This is a genomic window from Streptomyces sp. NPDC101237 (assembly GCF_044767465.1).
In the GTDB taxonomy this organism is placed as follows: Bacteria; Actinomycetota; Actinomycetes; order Streptomycetales; family Streptomycetaceae; genus Streptomyces; species Streptomyces gramineus.
Window position 1 is genome coordinate 349,531 of the sequence record NZ_JBIWNY010000004.1, and the last position, 23,935, is coordinate 373,465.

Sequence of the window (23,935 nt, forward strand, 5' to 3'; positions counted from 1 at the left end):
CTCCGCCCGGAGCGACCGGCCGGAACGGCAGGCGATGACCGGCGCAAACGCTCCGGCCCACACCGCCGGACCGATCCGGATCGGCCTGCCGAAACGGTGGGAAGCGACCCGTCGCATCGGACCGAATCTCCGCGCCAGAACAGTCCGAAGTCACCCGTCGACACGACCCGAACCAGCCCGAACGGCCCCAGACCACCCGCTGACACGGCCCCAACCAGCCCGAACGGCCCGAGACCACCCGTCGACACGGCCCCAACCAACCGGCTGGGAACGCTCGAATGCCGCCCGCCCAGCGGCCCCGATCGCCCCCCGAAGCCCCCGGAAATGGCCCGTCCGGCGGTCCGGCCGCACCTGCCCGAGCGGTCTCGGGCGAGGCGTCGGATCGGCCCGCTTCGCAGCCCGCGCGTGATTGGCATGGACCTGTTCATGATCCCCCGCTAGAGTCTGCCGCGCACGTCTGAGAGCGCTCTCACCGGTCTGCTGTTCCACCCCCACACCGCCGGAACGACGAAGGGCCACTCCCTTGAGACGCACCACAGCCATGCGCTCCGCCCTGTCCGCGCTGCTGCTGCTCGGCACCTGGGCGACCGCGAACACCCTGCCCGCCTCCGCCGCGGACGCCCCGGCGCATTCCGCCCAGGCACCGGCATCCGCCGCCCTCGTCTCCGCCATGGAGCACGACCTGGGCCTGACCAGGGCACAGGCCGAGAGCCGCCTGGCCGCAGAGAAGACGGCGACCGCCGTCGAACGCAAGGCGAAGCGGGCCGCCGGGTCCTCGTACGGCGGATCCTGGTTCGACGCCGCGAGCGGCACCCTCACCGTGGCCGTCACCCGTGGCGCGGACACCGACGCGGTCCGCGCGACCGGCGCGGCCGTCCGCCTGGTCGCGCACAGTGCGCGCGAGCTAGACGCGGCGAAGGCCCGCGTCGACGCCCTGCACGCCCCCACCGGGATCGCGAGCTGGTACGTCGACCCCAGGGCCGGCGCCGTCGTCGTGAACGTCGTCCGCGCGCACCGCGCCGACAACGATGTCCGGGCCTTCCTGACCCGGGCCCGCGCGTCCGGACCCGTCGTGGTGCGCGAGACCGCGCGCACGCCGAGCACCCTCGCCGCCGGAACCGTCGGCGGTGACCCGTACTACACGGGCAACGTCCGCTGCTCCATCGGCTTCTCCGTGTACGGCGGTTTCGTCTCCGCCGGGCACTGCGGTCAGCCGGGTGCCGCCGTGTACGGCTGGGACGGCTCCTACGTAGGCACCTTCCAGGGCTCCTCCTTCCCGGACAACGACTACTCCTGGGTGAACGTGGGCAGCGGCTGGTGGACCGTACCGGTGGTGCTGGGCTGGGGCACGGTCTCCGACCAGCTCGTGCGCGGTTCCGCCGAGGCACCCGTCGGCGCGTCCATCTGCCGTTCGGGCTCCACCTCGCACTGGCACTGCGGCACCGTCCTGGCCAAGAACGAGACGGTCAACTACAGCCAGGGGGCGGTCAACCAGCTCACCAAGACGAGCGTGTGCGCCGAACCCGGCGACTCCGGCGGCTCCTTCATCAGCGGCGACCAGGCACAGGGCGTCACCTCCGGCGGCTGGGGCAACTGCGGCTCCGGCGGCGAGACCTGGTACCAGCCGGTCAACGAGATCCTCAACAGGTACGGCCTGACGCTCCACACGGCCTGATCCCGGCGCCGGGTGCGTGACGCGCAACCGGCGCGGGCACGTCGGCCATTCGGCCGGCCGTCCGCGCCGGTCCGCGTCGCGCACCGCGGACGGGCCCACCGGGACCCGCCGAGGACTTGGCGGGCCGTCACCGGCGTGTACCCGGGCCGGTCCGGGTACCCGCAGGGCCTGATCACATACGGTGAGCGGGCAGAGTGCCGGTTCATGATCGAGGAAAGGGGCGCCCGCCTTGTCCGACACGTTCTCGGATGACCTGAAGCAGCTCGTCGACAGCACGCCGGTGTTCGCGGTCGTGGCGACCGTGCAGCCCGACGGCAGCAGCCAGCAGTCCGTCGTCTGGCTCCAGCGCGACGGCGAGGACCTGTTGTTCTCGACGACCGTGGGCCGCCGCAAGGAGCGGAACCTGCGGCGCGACCCCCGGGTGAACATCATGATCAACCCGCCCAACGCGCCGTACACCTACGCGGAGATCCGCGGCACCGCCGAGATCACCACGGAGGGCGGCCAGGAACTGATCGACCGGCTGTCCCTCAAGTACACCGGCAAGGAGTACCGCGACTTCAACCCGGCGTCGGCGGAGGACGCGCAGCGGGTCGTCGTCCGCGTCACGCCCCGCAAGGTCGTGGGCAACATCTGAGGCCGCGCGGCCGAAGGGCGTCCGCGGGCGTGGTGTTGAATACCTGCCCATGGGAGAGAGCGGACGCGCGGCGAGCCGGACGGCGGTACTGGTCTGCCAGGGGCGGGCGGCCGCGGACGGCAGGATCGCCCCGGACCGGTTCACCGATCCGGTGGCGCTCAGGCTGCTGACCGACGCGGAGCAGGTGCCCGTGACCGAGGTGCGGGCGGGCACGGTGCCGCAGGGCTGGCGGGCGCGGGTCGCGTTCGAGAGCGTCCGCGCCTGCGCCGAGGTGGTCGTGCCGCGGACGTCCGCCATCGACGAGGCCCTGCGCGCCCGGCCGTCGGGCCAGGTCGTGATCCTCGGCGCCGGTCTCGACACCCGCGCCTGGCGGCTGTCCGAGCTGGCCGGGACCGATGTGTGGGAGGTCGACCATCCGGCCTCCCAGCAGGACAAGCGGTCACGGCTCGCCGCCGTCCCCGAACTGCCCGGCGCCGCCCGGTCCGTACGGTTCACGCCGGTGGACTTCGCCGTCGACGCCCTCGGTACGGCACTGGACGCGGCCGGGCACGACGCCACGGCCCCGACGACCTGGCTGTGGGAGGGCGTGGTGCCCTACCTCACGCGCGACGAGGTCCGCTCGACGGTCGCCGCGCTGGCCGCCAGGTCGGCCCCGGGCAGCACGCTCGTCCTCAACTACCAGGCGCCGTCGGCGCGGGCGTCCGTGGGCCGGCTGCTGGCGCGCGTGCTCGGCAGCTCCGCGACGTCGGGCGAGCCGTGGCGTTCACTGTGGCCGCCGGAGCGGATGGCCGGCCTGCTGGCGGAACACGGCCTGCGGGTGGTCTCGGACGAGGACCTCCTCACGCTCGCGCAGCGTCTCGGCACCCCGTCCGGACGCCGTTCGTCCCTGAGTTCGGGCCGGGTTGCCGTGGCGGAGTACCCGCGGGGCTGAGCCGGCCGGTGAGGGGCCGGGGAGATCTCCGGACGTCCACGGGCGGTGTGCCGGCCTCGGAGCGCCCGCGACCGCCCGCTCCGCCCGCGGCTTCGGCGCCGCGCGCGTCACCCCGGTTCCCACCAGGGCGGTCTGACGCGCCGTCGGCCGGCAGGGCTCCCTTGCGAACGGTTCCCACGCCCCCCTCCTGTACGCGTACTGTTCGCCCGTTGCACGCTTTACCCGTGTCTCATGACGGCGGCCGTGCGCACCGGGTGCGATCCCGTGCGTCCACGGCCGTCTCGCCCCGAGTCCGCGCGATCCGGGGGTCGTACGGGCTGACAACGTTGTCCCCCTACGGGCCGGACCGTGCGGTGTATCGCGACGTTGGAGAGGTCCCGTGCCTGTCAGACCCGATGCCCCCGTGCCCCGCCCGATCCCACCGAGAACCGCCCGCGGGCGGGGCAGGCCGTGGCGTGCCACGGTCGCCGCGCTCCTCGCCGGCGCACTCGGCGCCGCCGCACTGGCGGGCACGGCCGTGGCCGTACCCGGCTCCGGCACGTCCGCGGGCACGTCCGGCACCGACTACACCAAGCTCGTCGACCCCTTCGTGTCGACCGCCGGCGACGACGGCAACGACATGCCCGGCGCCCAGGCGCCGCACGGCCTAGCCAAGGTCAACCCGCTGACCACGCCGAACCGCAACCACACCGGGTACGACTACAACGAGACCCGCGTCGCCGGGTTCACCTCGACGAACCTGGACGGCGTCGGCGGCTCGGGAGGCGGCGGCGACCTGCTCGTCGTCCCGACCTCCGTGCAGTACGACAAGCGGCCCGCTCCGGGCACGTACGCCCACACGTACCGCCACGACGACGAGACCGCGACGCCCGGCTACTACCGGGGGGCCCTCGGCGCCATATCCGGCACCGCCTCCTCGGTGACGCAGGGTCCCGGCACCATCGAGGCCGAGGCGACCGCGACGACGCGCACGTCGCTCCAGCGGTACCGCTTCCCGGCCGGATCCAGCCCCGAGCTGGTCCTCGACCTCGCCCACAACTTCACCAGCCGCACCCGCGCGACGATGAAGGCGGCCACGCTCGCCGACGGCACCACGTCGATCGGCGGACTCATCGCCGGTTCGTTCAACGGCGCCTCGTACCAGCTGTACTACGACGCCACCACCAACGTCCCCGTCACCTCGCTCAAGAGCTGGGGCGACGACGAGAGGCTGACCGACGCCGGCAGCCAGGACGGGACCGACACCGGCGCCGTCCTCGGCTTCGACAAGTCGGCCGGCGACGACGTCGAACTGCGCATCACGCTGTCGCCGATCAGCGCCGAGCAGGCCGCGACCGACCAGGCCCACGAGGTCGGCAAGCTCACCTTCGACCAGGCGCGCACCCGCACCAAGGCGGAGTGGAACAGCGCGCTCGGCGCGGTCGACGTGCGCTCCTCGGCGAAGTCCGACCCCGGGTCGACGCTCACCAAGGAGTTCTACACCCACCTGTACCGCATGTACGCGCTGCCGGTGAACGCCACCAGCACCAGCGGGACCTACCGCGGCGCGGACGGCGCGGTGCACCGGGCGAACGGCTTCACGTACTACGACGGCTGGTCCACCTGGGACGACTTCCGCAAGTACTCGGTGGAGGCGTACATCGACCCTGCCACCTACCGGGACATGATCCAGTCGCTGATCGAGCTCTTCGCCGACCAGCGCGCCTCCGGCAAGAGCCTCGGCGGTCTCACCCACTCCGTGCCGACCGTCCGCTGGGAGCGCTCGGCCGTCCTGGTCGCCGACGCGCTGTCGAAGGGCTTCAAGAACTTCGACCGGCTCGACGAGGCCTACCCGGCGCTGCTGGCGTACTCCGGCTACTACACGGGCGCCCAGCTGCGCCAGGGCTACGTCTCCGGTGACCCCGGTACGACCGTGCAGCGCGGCTACGACCAGTGGGCGCTGTCCGTCATCGCCGACGCGCTCGGCAAGAGGGACGACGCGAAGAAGCTGCGCCCCCAGTCGACCATGGCCATCGACAACCTCGTGAAGTCCGGCGCCTGGACCGCCGCCGACGGAACCCGGGTCGGCCTGCTCACCCCGCGCGCCACCGGCGGCGACTGGCAGAGCGCCGACTACGAGAAGTTCGAGGCGGCCGGCCTCTACCAGGGCACGCTCTGGCAGTACCACTGGTACGACGCCTACGACATGGGCGGCCTCATCAAGGCCATGGGCGGCGAGCAGGCAGGCCGGGCCGCGGTGGAGCACATGTTCGGCGAGGACTCCTCCGCCGACGACGGCTCGACCATGCTGCACTCCAACGCCAACGAGATCGACCTCCAGGCGCCGTACCTCTTCAACTACGTCGGCGAGCCGAGCCTGACGCAGAAGTGGGTCCGCGCCATCTACACGGGCGCCACCTGGAACCGCTACATCGCGACCGGCTCCACGAACGAGGCGCCCAGCTCCGGCGGCCAGTTCACGCCGCCGGTCAGGACGCAGGTCTACAAGCTCGCCCCGAACGGCTTCCTGCCGACCATGGACAACGACGCCGGCACCATGTCGACCATGTTCGTCGGCGCCGCGCTCGGCCTGTTCCCGGTGACCGCGGGCTCCAGCCAGTTCCAGATCGGCAGCCCGTTCTTCGACTCCACCACGATCCGCTACGCCAACGGCTCCACGTTCACCGTGAAGGCCGACGGCGTCTCGCCGAGCGACTACTACGTGCAGAGCGCGACCCTCGATGGCAAGCGGTTCGACGACACGTGGCTCGACTACGGGCAGATCGTCTCCGGCGGCACGCTGGACTTCACCATGGGCGCCAAGCCCTCCCGGTGGGGCGCGCGCACCCAGCCCGCGTACTCGCTGAACACCGACGGCGGCGACACGGGTGACGCAGGCACCGCAACCGGCAAGGGCGACACCGTCGTCTCCGCCCGTCCGGGCACCGTCGCCACCGCGGCGGACGGCACGGTCGACGCCGACGTGCAGCTCACGCTGTCCGGGCCGGCCGTGTTCGACGCCCGCAGGGGCACCAGCCTCACCCGGTCAGGGGCCGCGAGCGTGACCGGCCTGCCGGACGGGGTGAGCGCCGACCTGCGGGTCAGCGGCTCCCGCACCGCGACGCTCTCGCTGTCGGGCGGCACGCGAACCGACGCCCGCTTCGGCATCGCCTTCCGCGACGCGGCCTTCGCCCACCACGTACCGGCCTCCACGGTGACCGGCACCGGGATCTCCGCGACCGATCCGCTGCGGGTCTCGGCCGCCGCGGTCCACCGCAAGGCCCTCGGCGCGTACGTCGACGAGGCGTCCCTGGTCCGCGGCGGCGACTACTCCGACGGGTCCTGGACCGTGTTCAGGTCGGCGCTCGACCGCGCCCGGACCGTCCTCGCCGACCCCGCCTCCGCGACCGGCACGCTGATGGCCGCGAGCGACGGGCTGCACTCCGCCGTCGACGCGCTCACCATCGACGAGGGCGGCTACGCCGTCCTCGAGGCCGAGGCCGCCGACCAGATGGAGGGCCCCAGCCTGGTGAAGGAGGCGTACTACTCGGACGGCGACCTCGGCGGGGTCACCGACGGAGCCTGGGAGCGCTACGGCAAGCTGGACTTCGGCGGCGTCGCCCCGAAGAGCGTCTCGGTCCGCTACGCCAACGCGCAGGCGACGAACGCGAAGCCGAGCAGCGTCGACATCCACGCCGGCACCGCCGACGGTCCGGTCATGGCGACCGTGCCGCTGCCCGGAACCGGCGGCTGGCAGTACTACACCACGGTGCAGGCGGCCGTCACCGACCCGGACGCCCTGCTCGCCGCCAAGAGCGCGACGTTCGTCTTCCACGCCCCCTCCGGCCGGCAGTGGGTGTCGAACTTCGACCGGTACCAGTTCTCGCCGAACGAGGTCTCCTCGACGCCCACGACCACCCTCGCCACGCTCACCGCGGTCAACACCACCACCACCGGCGACGGTTCGCTTCCGCTCGACCTCGGCAACGGCATCTTCGAGAACGTGACCGACGGCGCCTTCGCCGAATGGAGGGACACCGACCTCAAGAGCGGGGCCGACACCCTCACCGTCCGCTACGACAAGCCGCAGTCGCGGGCCGCGTCCGACTCGCACATCGAGCTGCACCTCGGCTCGAAGGACGGCGCGCAGAAGGTCGACGTCCCGCTCGACTACACCGGCTCCGGCTGGGGAACCGTCGCCACCACGACCGTTCCCCTCGACCCGGACGTCTTCACCGGCGTCCAGGACGTGTACGCGGACTTCGTCTCCGGCACGCAGACGTCCTCCCGGCCCTACGTCGGCAACGTCTACTCGCTGGCCCTGACCCGGCAGGCCGACGCCCCCGTGGGCTTCGACGCCACCGCGTTCCGCGCGAACAGCGGCGGCGGCCTCAAGAGCGAGCCGGTCGGCTGGACCGGCTCGGGTTCCACCACCGACCTCGGCGGCACCTACGACGGGGCCTGGCTCGACTACGGCGACGTCGACCTCGGCACCTCGCCGAAGACCACCATGACGCTCACCTACGTCAACAACTCGGCCCGCTGCGGCACGGGTTCGGCCGTCCAGCTCTACCTGGACTCCTTCGACGCGGCGAACCCGGGCACGCCGTACGCGACCGTGCCGCTCCCGGTCACCGGCGCCGCGTGGTCGTCCGGCGGGACGACCAGCCTGACGCTGCCCGAGGCGGTCTCCGGCAAGCACGCCGTCCATGTGCGGCTGACCACGACCCCGGACTCCTCGCACCCGTACGTCGCGAACCTGGGCCGGATCACCTTCGCCCACGTCGACACGCCCGCCGTCACCGACAGGACCGCGCTGCGCCAGGCGATCGCCCGGTACGAGGGGCTCGCCGGCGACGCGGACCGGTACGACTCGATCGACTTCGGGGTGTACCTGCGGGAACTGGCCGCCGCCCGGGGGCTCGCCGACGCGGACGACGCCACGCAGACCGAGGTCGACACGCAGACCCGCGGCCTCACCCTGGCCGCCGGCCGGCTCGTGCCGCTGCCGCGACTGAAGCTGGAGGACCTGGTCACCACCGCGTCGGCCCTCGCCGACGACCGCTACACGGACGCGTCCTGGATGGCGTTCACCACGGCGCTCACCGCGGCGAAGGCCGCCGTCGCCGACGCCACGGCCACCGACGCCACGCTCACCTCCCGGTACGACGCACTCCGCCACGCCGTGTCCGCGCTCACCACCAGGCCCAGGACGGCACCCGCCGCGCCCGCCGCGGTGTCGGCGACCGCGTCCGGCACCAGCGTGACGGTCTCCTGGTCCGCACCCGCCGACGACGGCGGCTCCGCCGTCACCGGCTACCGGATCGCCCTCGGCGACGGCCACCGGATCACCATCGACGACCCGGACGCCCGCAGGACCACGTTCACCTGGCTCCGCTCCGGCCGGTCCCACACCGCGCGCGTCCAGGCGGTGAACCGGTTCGGCGCCTCGGCGCGGAGCGTCGCGACGGCGCCCGTGGTGACCGGCGGCGGCAAGCCGCAGAAGCCGGGCGTGACGGGCGTGCTCACCGACGGCAGGCAGGTCCGCGTGACCTGGCGGCCGGCCGGCGACGGCGGCTTCCCGGTCATCGGCTACACCGTGACCCTGAACGACGGCACCACCGCCCACCTGCCCGCCACCGCGGACACGGCCCTGCTGACCGCCACCGGCAAGGCGAAGGCGCACACGGCCACCGTCACCGCGGTCACCCTGGCCGGCACCTCCGACGACCCGGCGACCACGGACCAGGCCGCGACGGCGGACGCCGCCGACCCGGCGTACCAGCCCTCGCCCTTCCCGGACTCGGCGCTCAAGGCGGACTACGCCTCGGACACCTGGCCGGGCACCGGCGACGGGACCGACTACTTCCACGGCCTGCTGGGCGGGATCGGCGACCTCGGTACCGGCATCCTGGCCGCCGACACCAAGGTGCCGGCCGGCACCGCGCCCACCGCCGAGAACGACAGGATCGCGGTGGCCGTCAACAACGCGGCGACGCAGAAGGAGGTGGACCGGGCCGAGGTCGACGCGACCAACAGTGCCACCGTCACGATGGCCGACGGACTCGGGTCCCGGCTCGGCCGGATCTACGGCGACGCCCTCAGCGGCGGCCGGCTGCCCAAGACCAGCGCGCTCTTCTCGCGGGTCACGCAGGGCCTTGACAAGGTCGACGCGGAGAAGAACCACTACGGCTACCCGCGCCCCTACGTGCGGCTCGGGTTCGTCGGCGACGGCGGTGACGTCTACGAGTCGCAGGACGGCTCCTACGGCGGCCTCACCACCAGCGGCTCGTATCCGAGCGGCCACACCCACGGCGGCTACGAGGCGGGGACCGTCCTCGCCACGCTGCTGCCGGAGCTGGCGCCGTCGATCCTCGCCCGCACATCGGAGTACGGCGACAACCGCATCGTCCTCGGGTTCCACTACCCGCTCGACGTGATGGGAGGCCGGATCGCGGGCCAGGCGACCGTGGCGCACCGGTGGGCCGACCCCGAGTTCCAGGACCTGCTCCTGCAGGCCCACACCGAGATCGAGAACGTACTGCTCGCGCAGTGCGAGAGCGAGGGGTACGGGGACACGCTCGCGGCCTGCGCGGGCGCCCCCTACGCCGGGCTGAGCACGACGCAGGACGTCGACCTCTACACCCGGCGCCTGACCTACGGGTTCTCCCAAGTCGGCAAGGGCGGCCAGGCGCTGCGGACGCCGTCCGACGCGGCGGCCCTGCTGATCACCGCCTTCCCGGACCTCACCGCCGCACAGCGCACCCAGGTCCTGGAGCAGACCGCGACGGACTCGGGCTACCCGCTCGACCTCACCGCGGACGGCGAGGCGAGCTGGCAGCGGATCAACCTGGCGGCGGCGATGGCGGCCCACGTCGAGGTCGGCGCCGACGGGACGGTCACGGTGACCAACCACTCGGACGCCACGAAGGCGAGCGTCGCCGACGCTCGGGCGATCAAGGTGGGAGGCGTCGCGCTCGACGGGTTCGACCCGGACGTGTCCGTCTACGTCGTGGACTGGCCGAGAAACCGCGGGATCCCCGCCGTGTCCGCGGTGCCGGCCGAGCCGGGCGCGCGGGTGCGGATCACCGACGGCAGTGCGGTCCTCTCCGGCTCCCGGCTCACCACCCGCACCGTCGAGGTGACCTCGGCCAACGGTTCGGTCACCCGAACCTACACGGTCGGGATCCGGCGCACGGACCGCGACGACCGGCCGGGCCCGGCCGGAGGCCACGGCACCGTGGCAGGACCCGCCGGACGGGCCGTTCCCGGCACGCCGGGCGGCGGCGGGCTCTGGTCACGCGCCACGGAGTGGGCGCGGACGCGGGGCAGGCCCTGAGGCGGGCCTGCCGGGCGACCGTCGGACCCGTCGTGCCCTTCGGGGCGCGGCGGGTCCGCGCCGTCTGGGCCGCTATGAGACGTCGGGGGTGTTCATGGCCCAGCGGATCGTGCGGGTGAGCAGCTGCCCGGCCGGGCGTACGGTGACGTCCTCGACGACCGCGAGGCGGGGCAGCCGCAGCAGGGACCGGGCCCAGGAGGGCAGCAGGGTCACGGCGTTGGCGGCCAGGATGCCGTACAGCGGACGGACCGGCAGCGGCAGCGGGGGTTCCAGGAGCAGGAAGCGGGCCGCGGAGCGGGCCTCGGGAGTGGCCCTGAGTTCGGGCCGGTACGCGGCCAGCCGCGCGGACAGCTCGGCGCGGTCGCGCGGCGGGTCGCTCACCCCCAGTGCCTCGGCGACCCGCGCGGTGTCGGCGACGTAGGCGTCGTAGCCGTCCCGGTCCAGTGGCGCCGAGCCGTAGCGTTCGTGGGCGCGCAGGAAGCATTCCGTCTCCGCCGCGTGCACCCAGCCGAGCAGGTGCGGGTCGGCCGCGTGGTACGGCTCGCCGTCGGGCGTCGTCCCGCGGACCTTCCGGTGGATGCCCCGCACCGCGGCCACGGCGGCCTCGGCGTCGTCCGCCGTGCCGTAGGTGGTCACCGCCAGGAAGGCGCTGGTGCGCTGGAGCCGTCCCCACGGGTCGCCGCGGTAGCCGGAGTGCGCGGCGACCGCGGCCATGGCGAGGGGATGCAGGGACTGCAGGAGCAGGGCGCCGAGCCCGCCGACGAACATGGAGGCGTCCGCGTGGACGGCGCGGATCGGACGGCCTGAGGCGAACCAGCGGGGGCCCGGTGTGCCGTGGATGCGGGCACGGGTCGCCGGTCCGTCGGGGCCGGCCACCCGGCGGAAGAGCATCGCGCCCATCGACGCGCGGACGTCAGGAACCACGGCTGCCACCTTTCTCGCCTCTCGCATCGTGTCACCGGCGGCCGGGCGCCGTCACCCCCGGCGACTCCCGTGTCCTTGCACGATCCTCCCGATCACGGGAGTGGTGGGGCAGCGGGGTGCTGGAATGGACACATGTCCCTCGAAGAGTTCCGCGTCCTGCTGGACCGGCACGCCCGGACCGACTGGAGCACGGCCGTCGACGGCGTCCTGATCTCGAAGGTCGACCGGCCGGACCCGCCGGCGCCCGCCATGTCCGGCACGGTGCTGGCGGTCATCGCGCAGGGTGCCAAGCGTCTGGCCCTGGGCGAGCGGGTCTACGAGTACGGCGCCGGCCAGTACCTGGTCGCCTCGGTCGACCTGCCGGTCACGGGGCAGTTCACGCAGGCGGGTCCCGAGCGGCCCGCGCTCGGTTTCGGCCTCGCCCTGGAGCCGTCCGCCGTCGCCGAACTGCTGCTGCGGGCCGGTCCCGGCGACCTGCCCCGGACCGGCGGAGGGGTTCCGTCGGGCATCGCCGTCAGCGACGCGCCGGCCGCGCTGCTCGACGCGGTGGTCCGGCTGCTGCGGCTGCTCGACGAGCCGCGCGACCGAGCCGTGCTCGCCCCGCTGGTCAAACGCGAGATCCTGTGGCGGCTGATCACCGGCGAGCAGGGGGCGACGGTCCGTGAACTGGGCCTGGCCGACAGCGGCCTGAGCCATGTCTCACGGGCCGTGCGCTGGATCCGGGAGCACTACGCGGAGTCGTTCCGCGTCGAGGACGTGGCCCGGATGTCCGGCATGAGCGTCTCCGCCTTCTACCGCAACTTCCAGGCGGTGACGGCGATGAGCCCCATCCAGTTCCAGAAGCAGATCCGGCTCCAGGAGGCCCGGCTGCTGCTGGCCACCCGTCCCGGCGACGTGACGGGGGTCGGCCGGCGCGTCGGCTACGACAACGCCTCGCAGTTCAGCCGGGAGTACCGCCGCCAGTTCGGCGCGCCCCCGAGCCGCGACGCCGCCCGCCTGCACGACCTCACCAGGCCCCCGGCGGGCGTCCTGCCCTGACAGGGTCCGGCGTGCCGCTACCCGCACGTCAGCGTGGGTGTCCCCCAGTCCCCGTGGTCGTTGCCGTTGCCGTCGCCCGCGTCACCGACCACGAGGTCGATCACCTGGGCGCCGCTGACGTCGACGTCGACCGGTACGGCGGCCTGCCGGCCGCGCAGCGTCGGCGTGGTGACCAGGGTCCTGCCGTCGGCGACGACGGAGAAGGTGACGGTGCCCGCGCCGCCCGTCTCGTCGTCGACCCCGACGTCCGCGGTCAGCCGCGAGCACTGTCCGGCGAGGTAGAGCTGGACGTCGCTGACGGAGTTGGTGCCCAGGCCCTTGGCGTGTCCGGCACCGGCGATGGTGATCGGGCGGCCGTCGCCGGCGGCCTGCTCGCCGACGCTGGTGTCCCGCTCCACCGGGCCCCAGCCGTTGGTGGCCGACAGGAACGGCAGGTCGCTCACCGCGCTCCGGCCGGCCGGCGGGGCGGGCGGGATCCCGCCGACGATGCGTTCGTCGGTCCCGGTGGCCCCTCGGCCGTTCTGGCGGTAGTGCACCGTGGCGGTGAGCGCGGAGGCGGACGGCAGCGTTCCGGTCGGCGGCTCGACCGTCCAGGTGAAGGTGGCCGACGTGCCGGGACGCAGGCGGTCGACCGACGCGGGGCTCGGGGAACCCGCGCTCCAGCCCTCGGGGACGGCGAGCGACGCCACCAGCCCCGAGGCCGGCCGCGCGTCCTTCCGCACCCGCACCGTCGCCCGCGCGACGAAGGCCTGTCCCGGCCGGGCGGTGTCCGGCACGTCCAGGGTGACGTCCGCTCCCGGGCGCTTCGGCATCGCGTAGGTCCGGGCGTCGTAGCGGGGGCTGTCGTTCCGCGCGACGCGGAGGGACGAGGCGTAACTGCCGTAGTCGGTCAGGGAGACCTTGCCGAGGCCGCCGGTGCTGCCGTCGAGGTTCCACACGGCGATGGCGATGCTGTTGTGGCCGTTCGGGTTCAGGATGCCGTCGGGGACCGGGAACGTGTGCTGCGGGCCGAGGTAGTTGACGTAGTTGCCGACCTGCCAGCCGTTCACGAAGATCGTGGCGCGGTACTTGCGGGCCGGGTCGTCGGTGAACGTCAGGCCGAGCGAGGTGTCCTGGCCGCGCGGCAGGTCGAGCTGGGCATCGGTGCGGTACCAGGAGACGCCGGGTGTGGTGTCGGTCGTCGGGAGGGACACGCGGTTCCAGTCGCCGTCCGGGTAGCCCGGCAGGGACCAGCCGGCCCGTTCGCCGTAGAGGCCGCCCGTCGAGAGCGGGCCGCGGACGGTGTCCTGGAGGTCCTCGCCGCCCCGTACGCCCTGGACGCGCCAGGTGACGGACGTCAGCGGCGCACCGACGAGGGAGGCGCTGGTCAGGCCGCGCGCGGTCTTGTTGCCGTTGGAGGAGTTGTAGTCCTCCTCGTGCCCCATGTCGACGGTGAGCACGGAGACGACGTTGTCGCCCGTGGACTTCACGGAACCCGCCGGGAAGGTGAAGTCACCGCTGCCCGTGGTGGAGCTGCCCAGGAAGGTGCCGTTCAGCCAGGCGGAGAACGCCTGGGCGCCGCCGCCGGAGTCCGAGACCAGGTGGATGCCGGTCTCCTTGCCGGTGACGCGGAAGCGGCCTCGGTACCACGTGTTGCCGGTGTGGAAGCCGTAGTCGTCCGCGTAGAGCACCGGCGGCGAGCTGACCCCGGTGACGCTGTTGGTGGTCGTCTTGTCGGCCACCTGCCAGGTCGTGTCGTCGAAACCGGGGGCCGCTTCAGGGGATTCCTCGGCGCGCTTCCAGCCGGTGAGCGCCGGGAGGTGGACGGGGACGGCCACCGGGATGCTTCCGGTACGACTCCCCGTGGTGGTGGCGTGAGTGCCCAGCGCGTGGCCGTTCCAGGTGATGCGGGCGGCGGAGGTGAACACCTCGATGTTCTTGTCGTCGGCGTTGTCGCCGGTGAGGGCCAGGGTGCGGCCGCCGTTCAGGCTGGTCGCCGTCCGCAGCAGGTGGGTGCCGCGCACGAGCACCGGTCCGCTCGCCGTGTCCTGGCGCCAGAAGGTCTTCGCCGTGGCCTTGTCGCCGACGAGCAGCAGGAGCGGGCGCTGTCCGGCGCCTGTGATGCCGATGCGGATCAGGCCCTGGTGCGTGTAGTCGAGCCGCAGGTCTCCGGTGGCCGGGTCCCACTTGGTGCTGACCGTACCGCCGTCGGCGGTCACGGTGGGCTCGGTGGCGTAGCGCAGGACGGTCTCGCCGTCGCTGCCCTGGTCGCCGTAGAGCACCGCGACGTCCCGGTTCCCGATGGTCGCGCTGGTCATGATCTCCGATGTCGAGTACTGCACCTGCGCGTCGCCAAGGCGGTAGTCGGCCACGATCACGTGGGAGTCACGGCCGTCGAGGGTGATCGCGGTGCCGGGTTGCTGCGGCACGACCGGGTAGGTCGGCTCGACCGTGGCGGCCGTCGGCACGTCGATGGCGTCGACGGCCACGTAGTCGTCCGTGGAGCCCGAGCCGTGGTTCCCGGTGACGACGATCTTCAGCGTGTGCGCGCCCGGGGCGAGGCCGGACTTCTGGAAGAGCACGGCCTGGCTCTCGCCGCCGGAGCAGTCGACCGTCGCCGCCTTGGTGCCGTCGAGGTAGACGTCGGCGTAGCCGTGGTTGTTCGTCTTCGACCCGATCCAGCGGACCGCGGTGCCGTCGAAGGGGACGGTGAGCGCGTCGCCGGCCTTGTTCGAGAACGACTCGGTGTGCTTGTAGTCGCTTCCGGTGTAGCTGGTGTCGGCGACGTGCGACCACGAACCGGCGTACTGGAGCGCGGAGTCGGCGTCGTCCCAGGTGTAGGTGGTGTCGGCGGACGGCTGGGCGTTGAGGTCCAGCGAGATGTGCGTCCTGTCGACGGCCGTGGACGTGGAGTCGCCGTGCCGCAGGACGTGGAACTGGGTCCTGGTGTCGGGGTTCATCCGGGCCGTGTCGACGACCGCGGAGTCGTCCGGCGGGGTGGTCCTGATCGCCTCGGTCTTGGTGAGCGGGGCGAGGGACTGGGTGAAGTAGCCGATCAGCTTGTCCTCGTAGTACTTCGGGTCGAGCTGCCGGGTCTCGCGGATCGCCGCTCCGTAGTCGTACGACGTGTAGTTCTCGGGCATCCCGAGCCAGCCCCAGTTGGTGCCGCCGTAGGTCATGTAGAAGCTCTGCGCGGTGGCGCCGACGGCGATGTTCTGCTTGTAGAAGACGTCGGCGAACCGGTCGTCGATCAGCTGGGCGCACTTGTCGTAGCCCGGTCCGCCCCAGGGATCGAAGGCGCCGCCCTGGAACTCCGGCGTGTACAGGGGCTTTCCGGCCGGGTGGTCGTAACTGATGTCGGGAACGCCGTTCCACTTGGCCGGGTTGGAGCAGTCGAAGCCCTGGGGGTAGGAGTCGGGGCCGTCCACGTCCAGGGCTCCGGTGCCGGAGTTGAAGGTGCCGTTGTTGTTGCCGGTCAGCGGGACGGTGATGCCGTCGGCGCGGGCCTTCTCCTCCAGGTGCCGCATGTAGGAGCGGCCGGCGGCGGAGCCGTCGTAGTACTCGTTCTCGACCTGGTAGGCGATGACCGACCCGGTGCCGTCGGTCAGTTGGTGGCGGGCGATGATCCGGTCGATCCGCGTCAGCCATTCGTCCGCGTACCGGAGGAACCGCGGGTCGTCGCTGCGGTTGTTGCCGGCCTTGGTGGTGAGCCAGCCCGGCAGGCCGCCGCTGTCGACCTCCGCGTTGATGTACGGCGCCGGGCGGGCGATGACGTAGAGGCCGGCCTCCTGGGCCATGTCCAGGAGCCGGTCGACGTCCCGTACCCCGGTGAAGTCGTACACGCCGGGCTTCGGCGAGTGGTAGCCCCAGTCGAAGTACAGGGAGGTGGAGTTGAAGCCGGCGGCCTTCATCTTCTGGAAGATGTCGCGCCACAGGTCCGGGCTCGGCAGCCGGAAGTAGTGGAACTCGCCCGACCACAGGTAGGTGCGCCTGCCGTCCACGAGGAACGAGTAGCCGTCGAGGGTCACGGTGTGCGGCCGCGGGTCCGCGGCGGCCGGGGCGGCGGGCGCCCGGCCGCCGTCGTCCCGGGCCGCTGCGGCCGGGCCGGTCACGCCCATGGCCAGCGCGAGGGCCGCGGCCGTCGCCAGGAGCGCCCTGCGCCACCGGCGGCGTACGGGTCTCGCGGTCTCTGAACGGATCCCAGTGCCCCGCATTGCGGCCTCCATCCGCCCGAGCTCTCACCATCGAACAGACTCAGGCAAAGCCGAACAGTAGAGGGGCACAAGGTTCAACACAATGGGGCGGCAGGACACGACCGAGGCGGAAAACAGGCCCCGTTCACCGCAGCGGGGCGGGCCCGCCGCCCGCTCCCCAGGCCACGAGCGACCGCGCGTCGCTCGTGGCGGCCCGCCGGAACATCCGCTCGTAGCGCCGCTCGCCCATCGAACTCACCAGCCGGTCCTCGCAGTCGTTCCGCAGCGCCGCCATCTCCGGTGTGCCGCGCTGCGGATGACCGACCGTCTGCCAGAAGCGGGCCGCCGCGCCGAAGGCGTAGGCCGCCGCGCCCTCGTCCCCCGCGTCGGCCAGGGCGATGGCCAGGAGGTCCATGACCATGGCGATCCCGAAGGCGTCCCCGATGTGCCGTTTGGCGTCGAGGGCGGCCCGCGCGTGGCGTACCGCGTCGCGCGAGCGCCGTTCCAGGAAGGCGATGAGGGCCAGCTGGTGCTCCGCGTAGGAGCGGGTCCAGTGCTCGCCCGACGCCGCGCAGGCGTCGCGGAGTTCCCGCGCCTCACGGCGGGCCTGGTCCAGCCGGCCGCAGCCGGTCAGCCCGAAGACGTGCACCAGGCGGCAGAGCGCGGCCGCGGCGCCCAGCGGCCGCGGGCAGGAGGCCGCGTCGCCGTTCTCGGTGACGGCGACGCCGTTCGCGGCCGCGAGCGGGCGTCCCTCCAGCAGGTGCAGCAGGCCGTCCAGGTAGGCGGCCCGGCCTAGTTCCTCGCCGTCGGCGGCGGCGGTGGCCGCGTGCCGGCACCGCAGGGCCGTCTCGTGCGCCGCCTCCTGCTCGCCCTGCAGGGTCAGGGTCAGTCCCAGGCTCCACAGTCCGCGCGCCCATGCCGTGCTCCGGGCCGACGCGGCGGGCCCGATCGCCCGTTCCAGATACTGCCGGGCCTCGTACAGGTAGCCGGAGCAGACCCAGAAGAAGGTGACGTTCGCGAGCAGTTCCAGCGCCGCCGCCGGATCCGTCGCGAGGAGGTGGTCGGCCGCCAGTCGGATGTCCGCGTGGAGGGCCCCGATCCGCCGGTACCAGCTCCGCTGGGCCGGACCGAACCACTCCTCGTGGGCCTGCCGGGTCTGCGCCAGCACGTACGCGGCGTGCCGGCCGGCCAGCTCCGCTCCGCCGCCCAGCTCGGACAGCCACATCCGGCCGTACTCCCGTACGGCGTCCAGCATCAGGTACGTCCCGGCCTTGCGTACCACGACCGACTTGTCGCACAGTGCCGCCAGGGTCCGCCCGACCCGGGCCGGCGTGAGCGGGCCGCCGCCGGCCAGCCGGCGCGCCGTCTCGTCGTCGAAACGGGCGGGCAGATAGGACAGCCTGGCCCAGAGCAGGCGTTCCAGCGGGGTGCACAGTTCGTGGCTCCAGCCGATGGTGGTGCGCAGGGCCGCGTGCCGGGAGGGCCTGGTGCGCGCCGCCGGGACGGGCAGGTCCACGGCCGCGTACGGACCCGCGCAGAGGTCCGCCAGCGACATGCTGCGCAGTTGGGCGGCCGCCAGCTCCAGGGCCAGCGGCAGCCGGTCCAGCTGGTCGCACAGGTCAGCGGCCAGCTTCAAGTCGCTGTCGGCCAGCAGCGGCCTGCCCGCCGCCGCGGCCCGGTCGGCGAACAGGGCGACCGCCTCCCGTGCCGAGGCGAGGGGTTCGACCTGGACGACCGTCTCCGCGCGGACCCGCAGCGGCTCCCTGCTGGTGGCCACGACCCGCAGGTTCGGGCAGGCCGTCAGCAGATCGCCGACCAGGTAGCGGCACTCGGCGGCCAGGTGTTCGCACGAGTCCAGGACGAGCAGGGTCCCGCGGTCGCCGATCCAGGCGCAGACGGCGTCGGCGGGCGGCCGGGACGTGTGGTCGGACAGTCCGAGCGCCTCCGCGACGGCGGCCGCCAGGAACCGCCCGTTGCGCAGGGACGCCAGATCCACCCAGGCGGCACCGGCGTCGCCGTCCTTCACCAGGGACACGGCACGCCGGGCGAGACGGGTCTTGCCCACCCCGCCCGGCCCGGTGAGCGTGACCAGCCGGTGCGCGCCCATCGCCGCGCCGATCAGGTCGAGCTCCGCCGCCCGGCCGATGAATGTCGTCTCTTCGTCCCGTCTCATCCACGCCATGCCCACATCCTGGAGCGCGGCCGGGCAGCGGACGACACCATCGGGACACCGCCGTACGGGGCGTCGCCCCAGTGCGTAGGATGCGCGGAACGCCCGCCGTGCGCCGGGGAGTTCACACAGTCGGGTGAACACCGTCGCGGTGCTCGGGCGGTACGGCGCCGCCGGCCCCCGGGTGCCGGGCAGGCGTGCCCGAGCCCTGCGGGCCGGCCGCCAGCCAGGCCGAGAGCCAGGGTTCGAGTTCGTACGCCCGGGTTCCGTTCGGATGCTCCGGCGCGGAGCCGGGTGGGGGCGCGGCGGACCGCGTCGCGCGGGGCGCGGGGCGTGGGACAGCAGGCGAGGCGCTCATCGTGCACCAACTCCCGGTACCGGTCGGGGAAACAACCATCGACTCCGGCAGTGTCGACCGGGAAGCCGCGCCGGGCATCGCACGATCCGGTGATTCGCCGCCGGCGCCGCCGCAGCCGCCGGGCATCACCCGCTCAGGGAGTCTCCGCGCCGGGTCGCCGCGGCCGGCGCTCCGGGCCGGTCGGGCGGGTCTCCGTCGGCGCCCCGCTCGATCGCCAGCCGGGTCAGCTCGACCCGGGAGTTGATGCCGAGCTTGGCGAAGATGTGCTTCATATGGGTGTTGACGGTGTGCACGGACACGTAGAGGCGGTCGGCGACGGCCCGGTTGGTGAGCCCTTCGACGACGAGCGGGACGAGTTTGCGCTCCGACTCGGTGAGGTCGTCCCAGCCGTGAGGACCGGCCGGGTGGGGCCGTACCGGTGCGGTGCGCACCCCGAGCCGCCGCAGTCGTCCTCTGACCCGCTCCTGGTCGCGCGCCGCTCCCGAGGCCGACATCAGGCGGGCGGCCTCCTCGAAGGAGGACACCGCCGACGCCGTGTCGCCCGCGGCGGCGGTCAGTTCGGCGAGGTCCTCGCAGGCGGCGGCGAGGGCGAGCGGTCTTCCGGAGCTCCGGTAGCCGGCGACGGCGGCCCCGAGCGCGCCGGCGTCACGGCGCAACAGGCCGTCGAGGTGGGCGTGGACGGCGCCGACGACCCGTCGGCTCCCTTCCTGGACCGCCACACCGCGCAGGACCGTGGTCACCGACTCGGCGAATGCCGAATCGCCGCCGCGCAGCGCGGTGCGGACGATGCCGGGCCAGTGGGACGGGGGCAGGACCAGCAGGCGGGCCGGGTCCTGGCCGGCGAAGCCTTCGGCGAGGACGGCCGCTGCCGTGCCGCCGTCGCCCTCGGCGTCCGCCAGGCAGGCGCGCGCGAGGAAGACCCAGGGTCCGTAGCGGTGGGTGTGCGTGCCGGTATCGGCGGCGCCCAGGTGCTCCCTGGCCCTGGCGAGGTCGCCGCGTCCGGTCTCCACCAGGGCCAGGACGGCGCGGGCCTGCGGGTCCGGCAGGGCGATCTCCAGTTCGTCGGCCACCGCGATGCTGGCCTCGGCCTCCACGGCCGCGTCGTCCAGGGCTCCCTGTTCCAGGAGCGCGCAGGCGCGGGCCGCGTGCCAGTGCGGCAGGGACCAGCCGAGGCCCAGCGCCTCGGCGTCGCGCTGTCCCTCCCGCAGGGTCCGCGCGGTGTCGGCGAGGCGGTCCGTGGAGGTCAGCACGGTGGCCAGCCACAGCGCCGGGATCCGCGGGGGCCGCAGGTGCGGAGCGACCGGCAGGGCGCCGGCGCGCCGGGTGGCCGTCTCGGCGAGTTCGAGGGCGCGGGCCAGATGGCCCCGGTAGAAGGCCGTCTGCGACTGGAACACCATGGCGCTGACGACCACGGCCGGGTCGTCGCTGCCGTAGGACGCCTCGACCAGTCCGGTGCCGGTCCGTTCGGCGGCGGCGATGTCTCCGAGGTAGACGTGGCCGGTGGCCTTCGTCTTCAGCAGCCGGACCCGCAGGCCGGACGGCAGGCCCGGCAGATCCAGGGCGCGCTCCAGGTGGGTCATGGCGGCCGCGTCGTCGCCCGCCGCCTGCTGGATCTCGGCGGCCACCAGGCGCAGCCGTGCCTCCTGCGGGGGCTCCAGGCCCTCGGGCAGCGTGAGGTCGACCAGGTCCAGCGCCTCGTGGAGCCGGCGGGTGCGTCCCAGGTACTCGGCTGCGTCGGTCAGCAGGGCGATACGCCGCCGGTCGTGCGGGGACAGCGAGCCGGCGATGCGCTGGGCCAGGTCGGCGGCCGCGTCGGGCGCCGAGGACGACATGTCCCGCACGGCGGTGGTCAGCGTCGTCACGGAGTGGTCGTCGACCGGACCGCCCGACATCACCACGTGCCAGGCCACCTCCGCGGGGCGGGCTCCGGTGCCGCGCAGGCTGTCGGCCGCCTCCCGGTGCAGGGCGGTGCGTACGGCCGGCGGCAGGTTGTCGTGGACCGCCTGCCGGGTGAGGTCGTGACGGAAGGCCAGCCGCGGGCCGTCGGCCGACAGCAGACCGGCGTCCAGGGCCCCGTCGACGGCCGACAGCAGGCTGCCGACCGGTCTGCCCATCATCCGGGCGGCCGTGCCGAGGTCGAACTCACGGCCGAGGACGGAGCCGATCTGCAGCAGGCGCAGGGCGTCCTCGGGGAGCCGGTCCAGCCGTGCGGCGACGCTCCGCCGGAAGCCGACGGGCACGCCGCCCGGCAGCAGGCCGGTCTCGTCGGTCTCCAGCCGGGCGAGATCGGTGTCGGTGAAGCCGCGTACCAGTTCGATGGCGAGGAAGGGGTTGCCGGCGACCCCGCGCAGCAGCCTGGCGAGAGCGGGTGACGGCGACGACCCGAGGACGTCCGCGGCGATGTGCTGGAGATCCTGCTGCGGCAGGGGGCCCAGCGTGAGCCAGCGGGCACCCAGACGTTCGAGGTCCTCCCGGACCCTGGCCACGATCGGCCGCTCGGCGTCCGCCCGTACCGCGAGCACCCACAGGATCCGTGCGGCGGCGAGCCGTCCCGGCAGGCTGCGGAGCACGAAGAGGGTGGCGGGGTCGGCCCACTGGGCGTCGTCCACGAGGACGGCCACCGGCGCGTGCTGGGCCCGTTCCTCCAGGGCGTCCGCGATGCTGTCCAGGAGCAGAAGCCGCTGGTCGTCCGCGGTCGCGAGGACCCGGCGGGAACCGTCGGAAGGGTGCAGCGCGGACTGCAGGGCGGCTCCCGCCGCGTACTGGTCGAATTCGTCGGCCCGTACCGGGACCACGTCGAACCCGGAGCGCCGGGCCGTCCGGACGAGCTCGGCGAGAAACCGGCTCTTGCCGACGCCGGCCGCGCCCTCCACGACGACGCAGGCGCCCCGGCCGCCGCGCACCACGTCCAGGGCCGCGCGGGCCGCCGCGATCTCGCGGTCCCGTCCCCGCAGGCGGGGTGCGCCGGCCGCCCGGATCCCGCGGCCGCTGGCATCGTCGCAGGCCGGGTCAGTGCTGTGCATGGGGCCAGCATGGCGCACGGTCGCGTCGGTCCTCAACGCCCCCTCCCCGGCGGCCGCCGCTTTCACCCGGGTGAAAGCCTCCCGCGTCCGGCCGGCTCACCCCGTCCGGACGGATGCTGCGTGCCGTCCCGAACTCTTGCCCCTAGGAGAGGAGCACGGCATGCGTACCGGCAAGGAGTACCTGGCAGCGCTCGACGACGGCCGCACGGTGTGGGTGGGCGACGAACGCGTCGACAACGTGGCGACGCACCCCAAGACCCGCGCGTACGCCCGGAGCCTCGCGTCCTTCTACGACCTCCACCACCGCCCCGACCTCCAGGACGTCATGACGTTCGTGGACGAGGACGGGGTACTGCGGTCCATGACCTGGTTCCAGCACCGCTCCGCCGACGACCTGCGGCGCAAGCGGGAGTACCTGGAGACGGTGCAGCGCGAGCTGGGCGGCGGGGCCGTACCGCGCACACCCGACGTGAACAACTACGTCCTGCTGACCTACGTCGACGACCCGGAGCCCTGGAGCAGCCAGTCGGTCGGGACCGACGGGCGCGACCTCACCGCGGGCCTCCTGGACTTCTGGCGCGAGGTGCGCGACGGCGACCTGAACGCGACGCCGGCCTTCGTCGACCCGCAGGCGGACCGCTCACGCGACTCCGCGCAGGCCGAGTCCCCCGCCCTGCGCGTGGTCGCCACCTCGGACGAGGGCATCACCGTGCGGGGAGTGAAGGCGATCAGCACCGGCGCCGCCTTCGGCGACTGGATCCACATCGGTGTCTTCTACCGGCCCGGCATCGTCGCGGAGCAGATCATCTACGGGGCGGTGCGGTCCAACACCCCCGGGGTCACCATCGTCTGCCGGGAGAGCAACGTCCGGGACGGCGAGGAGGTGGAGCACCCGCTCGCCTCGCAGGGCGACGAACTGGACAGCATCATCGTCTTCGAGGACGTGCTCATCCCCTGGAACCGGGTGTTCCACATCGGCAATCCGCAGCACGCGGCGCTCTATCCGCAGCGCGTGTTCGACTGGCTGCACTACCACTCGCTGGTCCGGGCGATGGTCAAGGCCGAGCTGATGCTGGGGCTGGCGCTGCTGATCACCGAGCACATCGGCACCTACCAACTGCCGCCGGTCCAGGCCCGCATAGCCAGGTTCGCCGGATTCCACCAGTCGCTGAAGGCGCACGTGGTGGGGTCGGAGGCCGAGGGGTTCCACACGCCCGGCGGGATCTTCAAGCCGAACGTCCTGATGTTCGACTTCGGGCGGGCCTACTACATCGAGCACATCACCGACCTGGTCCATGAGCTCATCGATCTGGCCGGCCGGGCCGCGCTCATCTACCCCACCGAGGGACAGTGGCGGCAGCCGCACCTCAGGCCGTGGCTGGAGGCCCTGCAGACGGGACCGGTCGGCAGGCCCCACGACCGCCTGAAGATCAGCCGCGTGATCCGCGACATGTTCCTGTCCGACTGGGGCGACCGCATCGGCGTCTTCGAGAACTTCAACGGCACACCGCTGCTGGCCATCCGGACGCTCACCATGAAGCGCGCCGAGATGTCCCCGGGCGGGGCCATGGCGGACCTCGCGCGCAGGGTCTGCGGCATCGAAGGCGCCGGGGAGGAGGGCGAGTCCGCCTACCGGGCGCAGGCGAACTACGCACGGCGCCAGGACGCCGCACGTCAGGACGTCTAGGG

General features: G+C 73.3%; 10 protein-coding genes. 6 read left to right on the top strand and 4 right to left on the bottom strand.

Annotated elements, in window-relative coordinates; translation table 11 throughout:
• The first annotated feature begins 541 nt into the window (after positions 1-541).
• The 4 genes from ACIRQ9_RS09290 (at position 542) to ACIRQ9_RS09305 (ending at position 10,561) form a co-directional block, all read left to right on the top strand.
• Positions 542-1,675 (top strand): S1 family peptidase, encoded by a 1,134-nt coding sequence (locus ACIRQ9_RS09290; RefSeq protein ID WP_404169017.1) that lies wholly within the window; start codon positions 542-544, stop codon positions 1,673-1,675.
• A 229-nt stretch (positions 1,676-1,904) separates the two neighbouring features.
• Positions 1,905-2,312 carry a PPOX class F420-dependent oxidoreductase gene (locus ACIRQ9_RS09295; RefSeq protein ID WP_404168893.1) on the top strand — a complete coding sequence of 136 codons (408 nt, stop codon included), beginning with the start codon at positions 1,905-1,907 and terminating at the stop codon, positions 2,310-2,312.
• 49 nt (positions 2,313-2,361) lie between these two features.
• Entirely contained in the window at positions 2,362-3,243 is an 882-nt protein-coding gene (locus ACIRQ9_RS09300) for a class I SAM-dependent methyltransferase (RefSeq protein ID WP_404168896.1), read from the top strand.
• A 403-nt stretch (positions 3,244-3,646) separates the two neighbouring features.
• Positions 3,647-10,561: a glycoside hydrolase domain-containing protein gene (locus ACIRQ9_RS09305; protein WP_404168899.1), complete on the top strand. Its 6,915-nt coding sequence runs from the start codon at positions 3,647-3,649 to the stop codon at positions 10,559-10,561.
• Positions 10,562-10,633: 72 nt separating this feature from the next.
• On the opposite strand, the gene ACIRQ9_RS09310 is transcribed toward ACIRQ9_RS09305, so the two are convergent.
• Positions 10,634-11,512 (bottom strand): oxygenase MpaB family protein, encoded by an 879-nt coding sequence (locus ACIRQ9_RS09310; RefSeq protein WP_404168902.1) that lies wholly within the window; start codon positions 11,510-11,512, stop codon positions 10,634-10,636.
• A gap of 105 nt (positions 11,513-11,617) precedes the next feature.
• Here ACIRQ9_RS09310 and ACIRQ9_RS09315 point away from each other — a divergent pair, with 105 nt between their 5' ends.
• Complete coding sequence (locus tag ACIRQ9_RS09315) at positions 11,618-12,523, top strand: AraC family transcriptional regulator N-terminal domain-containing protein (RefSeq protein WP_404168905.1); 906 nt, start codon at positions 11,618-11,620, stop codon at positions 12,521-12,523.
• A 17-nt stretch (positions 12,524-12,540) separates the two neighbouring features.
• Here ACIRQ9_RS09315 and ACIRQ9_RS09320 read toward each other — a convergent pair whose 3' ends face one another.
• From ACIRQ9_RS09320 to ACIRQ9_RS09330, 3 genes are all read right to left on the bottom strand, one after another.
• Positions 12,541-16,716 (bottom strand): beta-galactosidase, encoded by a 4,176-nt coding sequence (locus ACIRQ9_RS09320; protein WP_404168908.1) that lies wholly within the window; start codon positions 16,714-16,716, stop codon positions 12,541-12,543.
• A gap of 124 nt (positions 16,717-16,840) precedes the next feature.
• Positions 16,841-18,877, bottom strand: a complete 2,037-nt coding sequence (locus ACIRQ9_RS09325; RefSeq protein WP_404168911.1) for an ATP-binding protein — start codon at positions 18,875-18,877, stop codon at positions 16,841-16,843.
• Positions 18,878-19,348: 471 nt separating this feature from the next.
• Entirely contained in the window at positions 19,349-22,246 is a 2,898-nt protein-coding gene (locus ACIRQ9_RS09330) for an AAA family ATPase (RefSeq protein WP_404168913.1), read from the bottom strand.
• 160 nt (positions 22,247-22,406) lie between these two features.
• On the opposite strand from ACIRQ9_RS09330, the gene ACIRQ9_RS09335 reads away from it, so the two are divergent.
• Positions 22,407-23,933: a 4-hydroxyphenylacetate 3-hydroxylase family protein gene (locus ACIRQ9_RS09335; protein ID WP_404168916.1), complete on the top strand. Its 1,527-nt coding sequence runs from the start codon at positions 22,407-22,409 to the stop codon at positions 23,931-23,933.
• Positions 23,934-23,935 lie beyond the last annotated feature (2 nt).

What these genes read in the sequence shown, in the direction of transcription:
- ACIRQ9_RS09300 (WP_404168896.1), top strand. Translation starts at nt 2,362, where the DNA reads ATGGGAGAGAGCGGACGCGCGGCGAGCCGGACGGCGGTACTGGTCTGC.
- ACIRQ9_RS09335 (WP_404168916.1), top strand. Translation starts at nt 22,407, where the DNA reads ATGCGTACCGGCAAGGAGTACCTGGCAGCGCTCGACGACGGCCGCACG.
- ACIRQ9_RS09310 (WP_404168902.1), bottom strand. Translation starts at nt 11,512, where the DNA reads ATGCGAGAGGCGAGAAAGGTGGCAGCCGTGGTTCCTGACGTCCGCGCG.
- ACIRQ9_RS09325 (WP_404168911.1), bottom strand. Translation starts at nt 18,877, where the DNA reads ATGGCGTGGATGAGACGGGACGAAGAGACGACATTCATCGGCCGGGCG.
- ACIRQ9_RS09330 (WP_404168913.1), bottom strand. Translation starts at nt 22,246, where the DNA reads ATGCACAGCACTGACCCGGCCTGCGACGATGCCAGCGGCCGCGGGATC.
- ACIRQ9_RS09320 (WP_404168908.1), bottom strand. Translation starts at nt 16,716, where the DNA reads ATGCGGGGCACTGGGATCCGTTCAGAGACCGCGAGACCCGTACGCCGC.
- ACIRQ9_RS09290 (WP_404169017.1), top strand. Translation starts at nt 542, where the DNA reads ATGCGCTCCGCCCTGTCCGCGCTGCTGCTGCTCGGCACCTGGGCGACC.
- ACIRQ9_RS09315 (WP_404168905.1), top strand. Translation starts at nt 11,618, where the DNA reads ATGTCCCTCGAAGAGTTCCGCGTCCTGCTGGACCGGCACGCCCGGACC.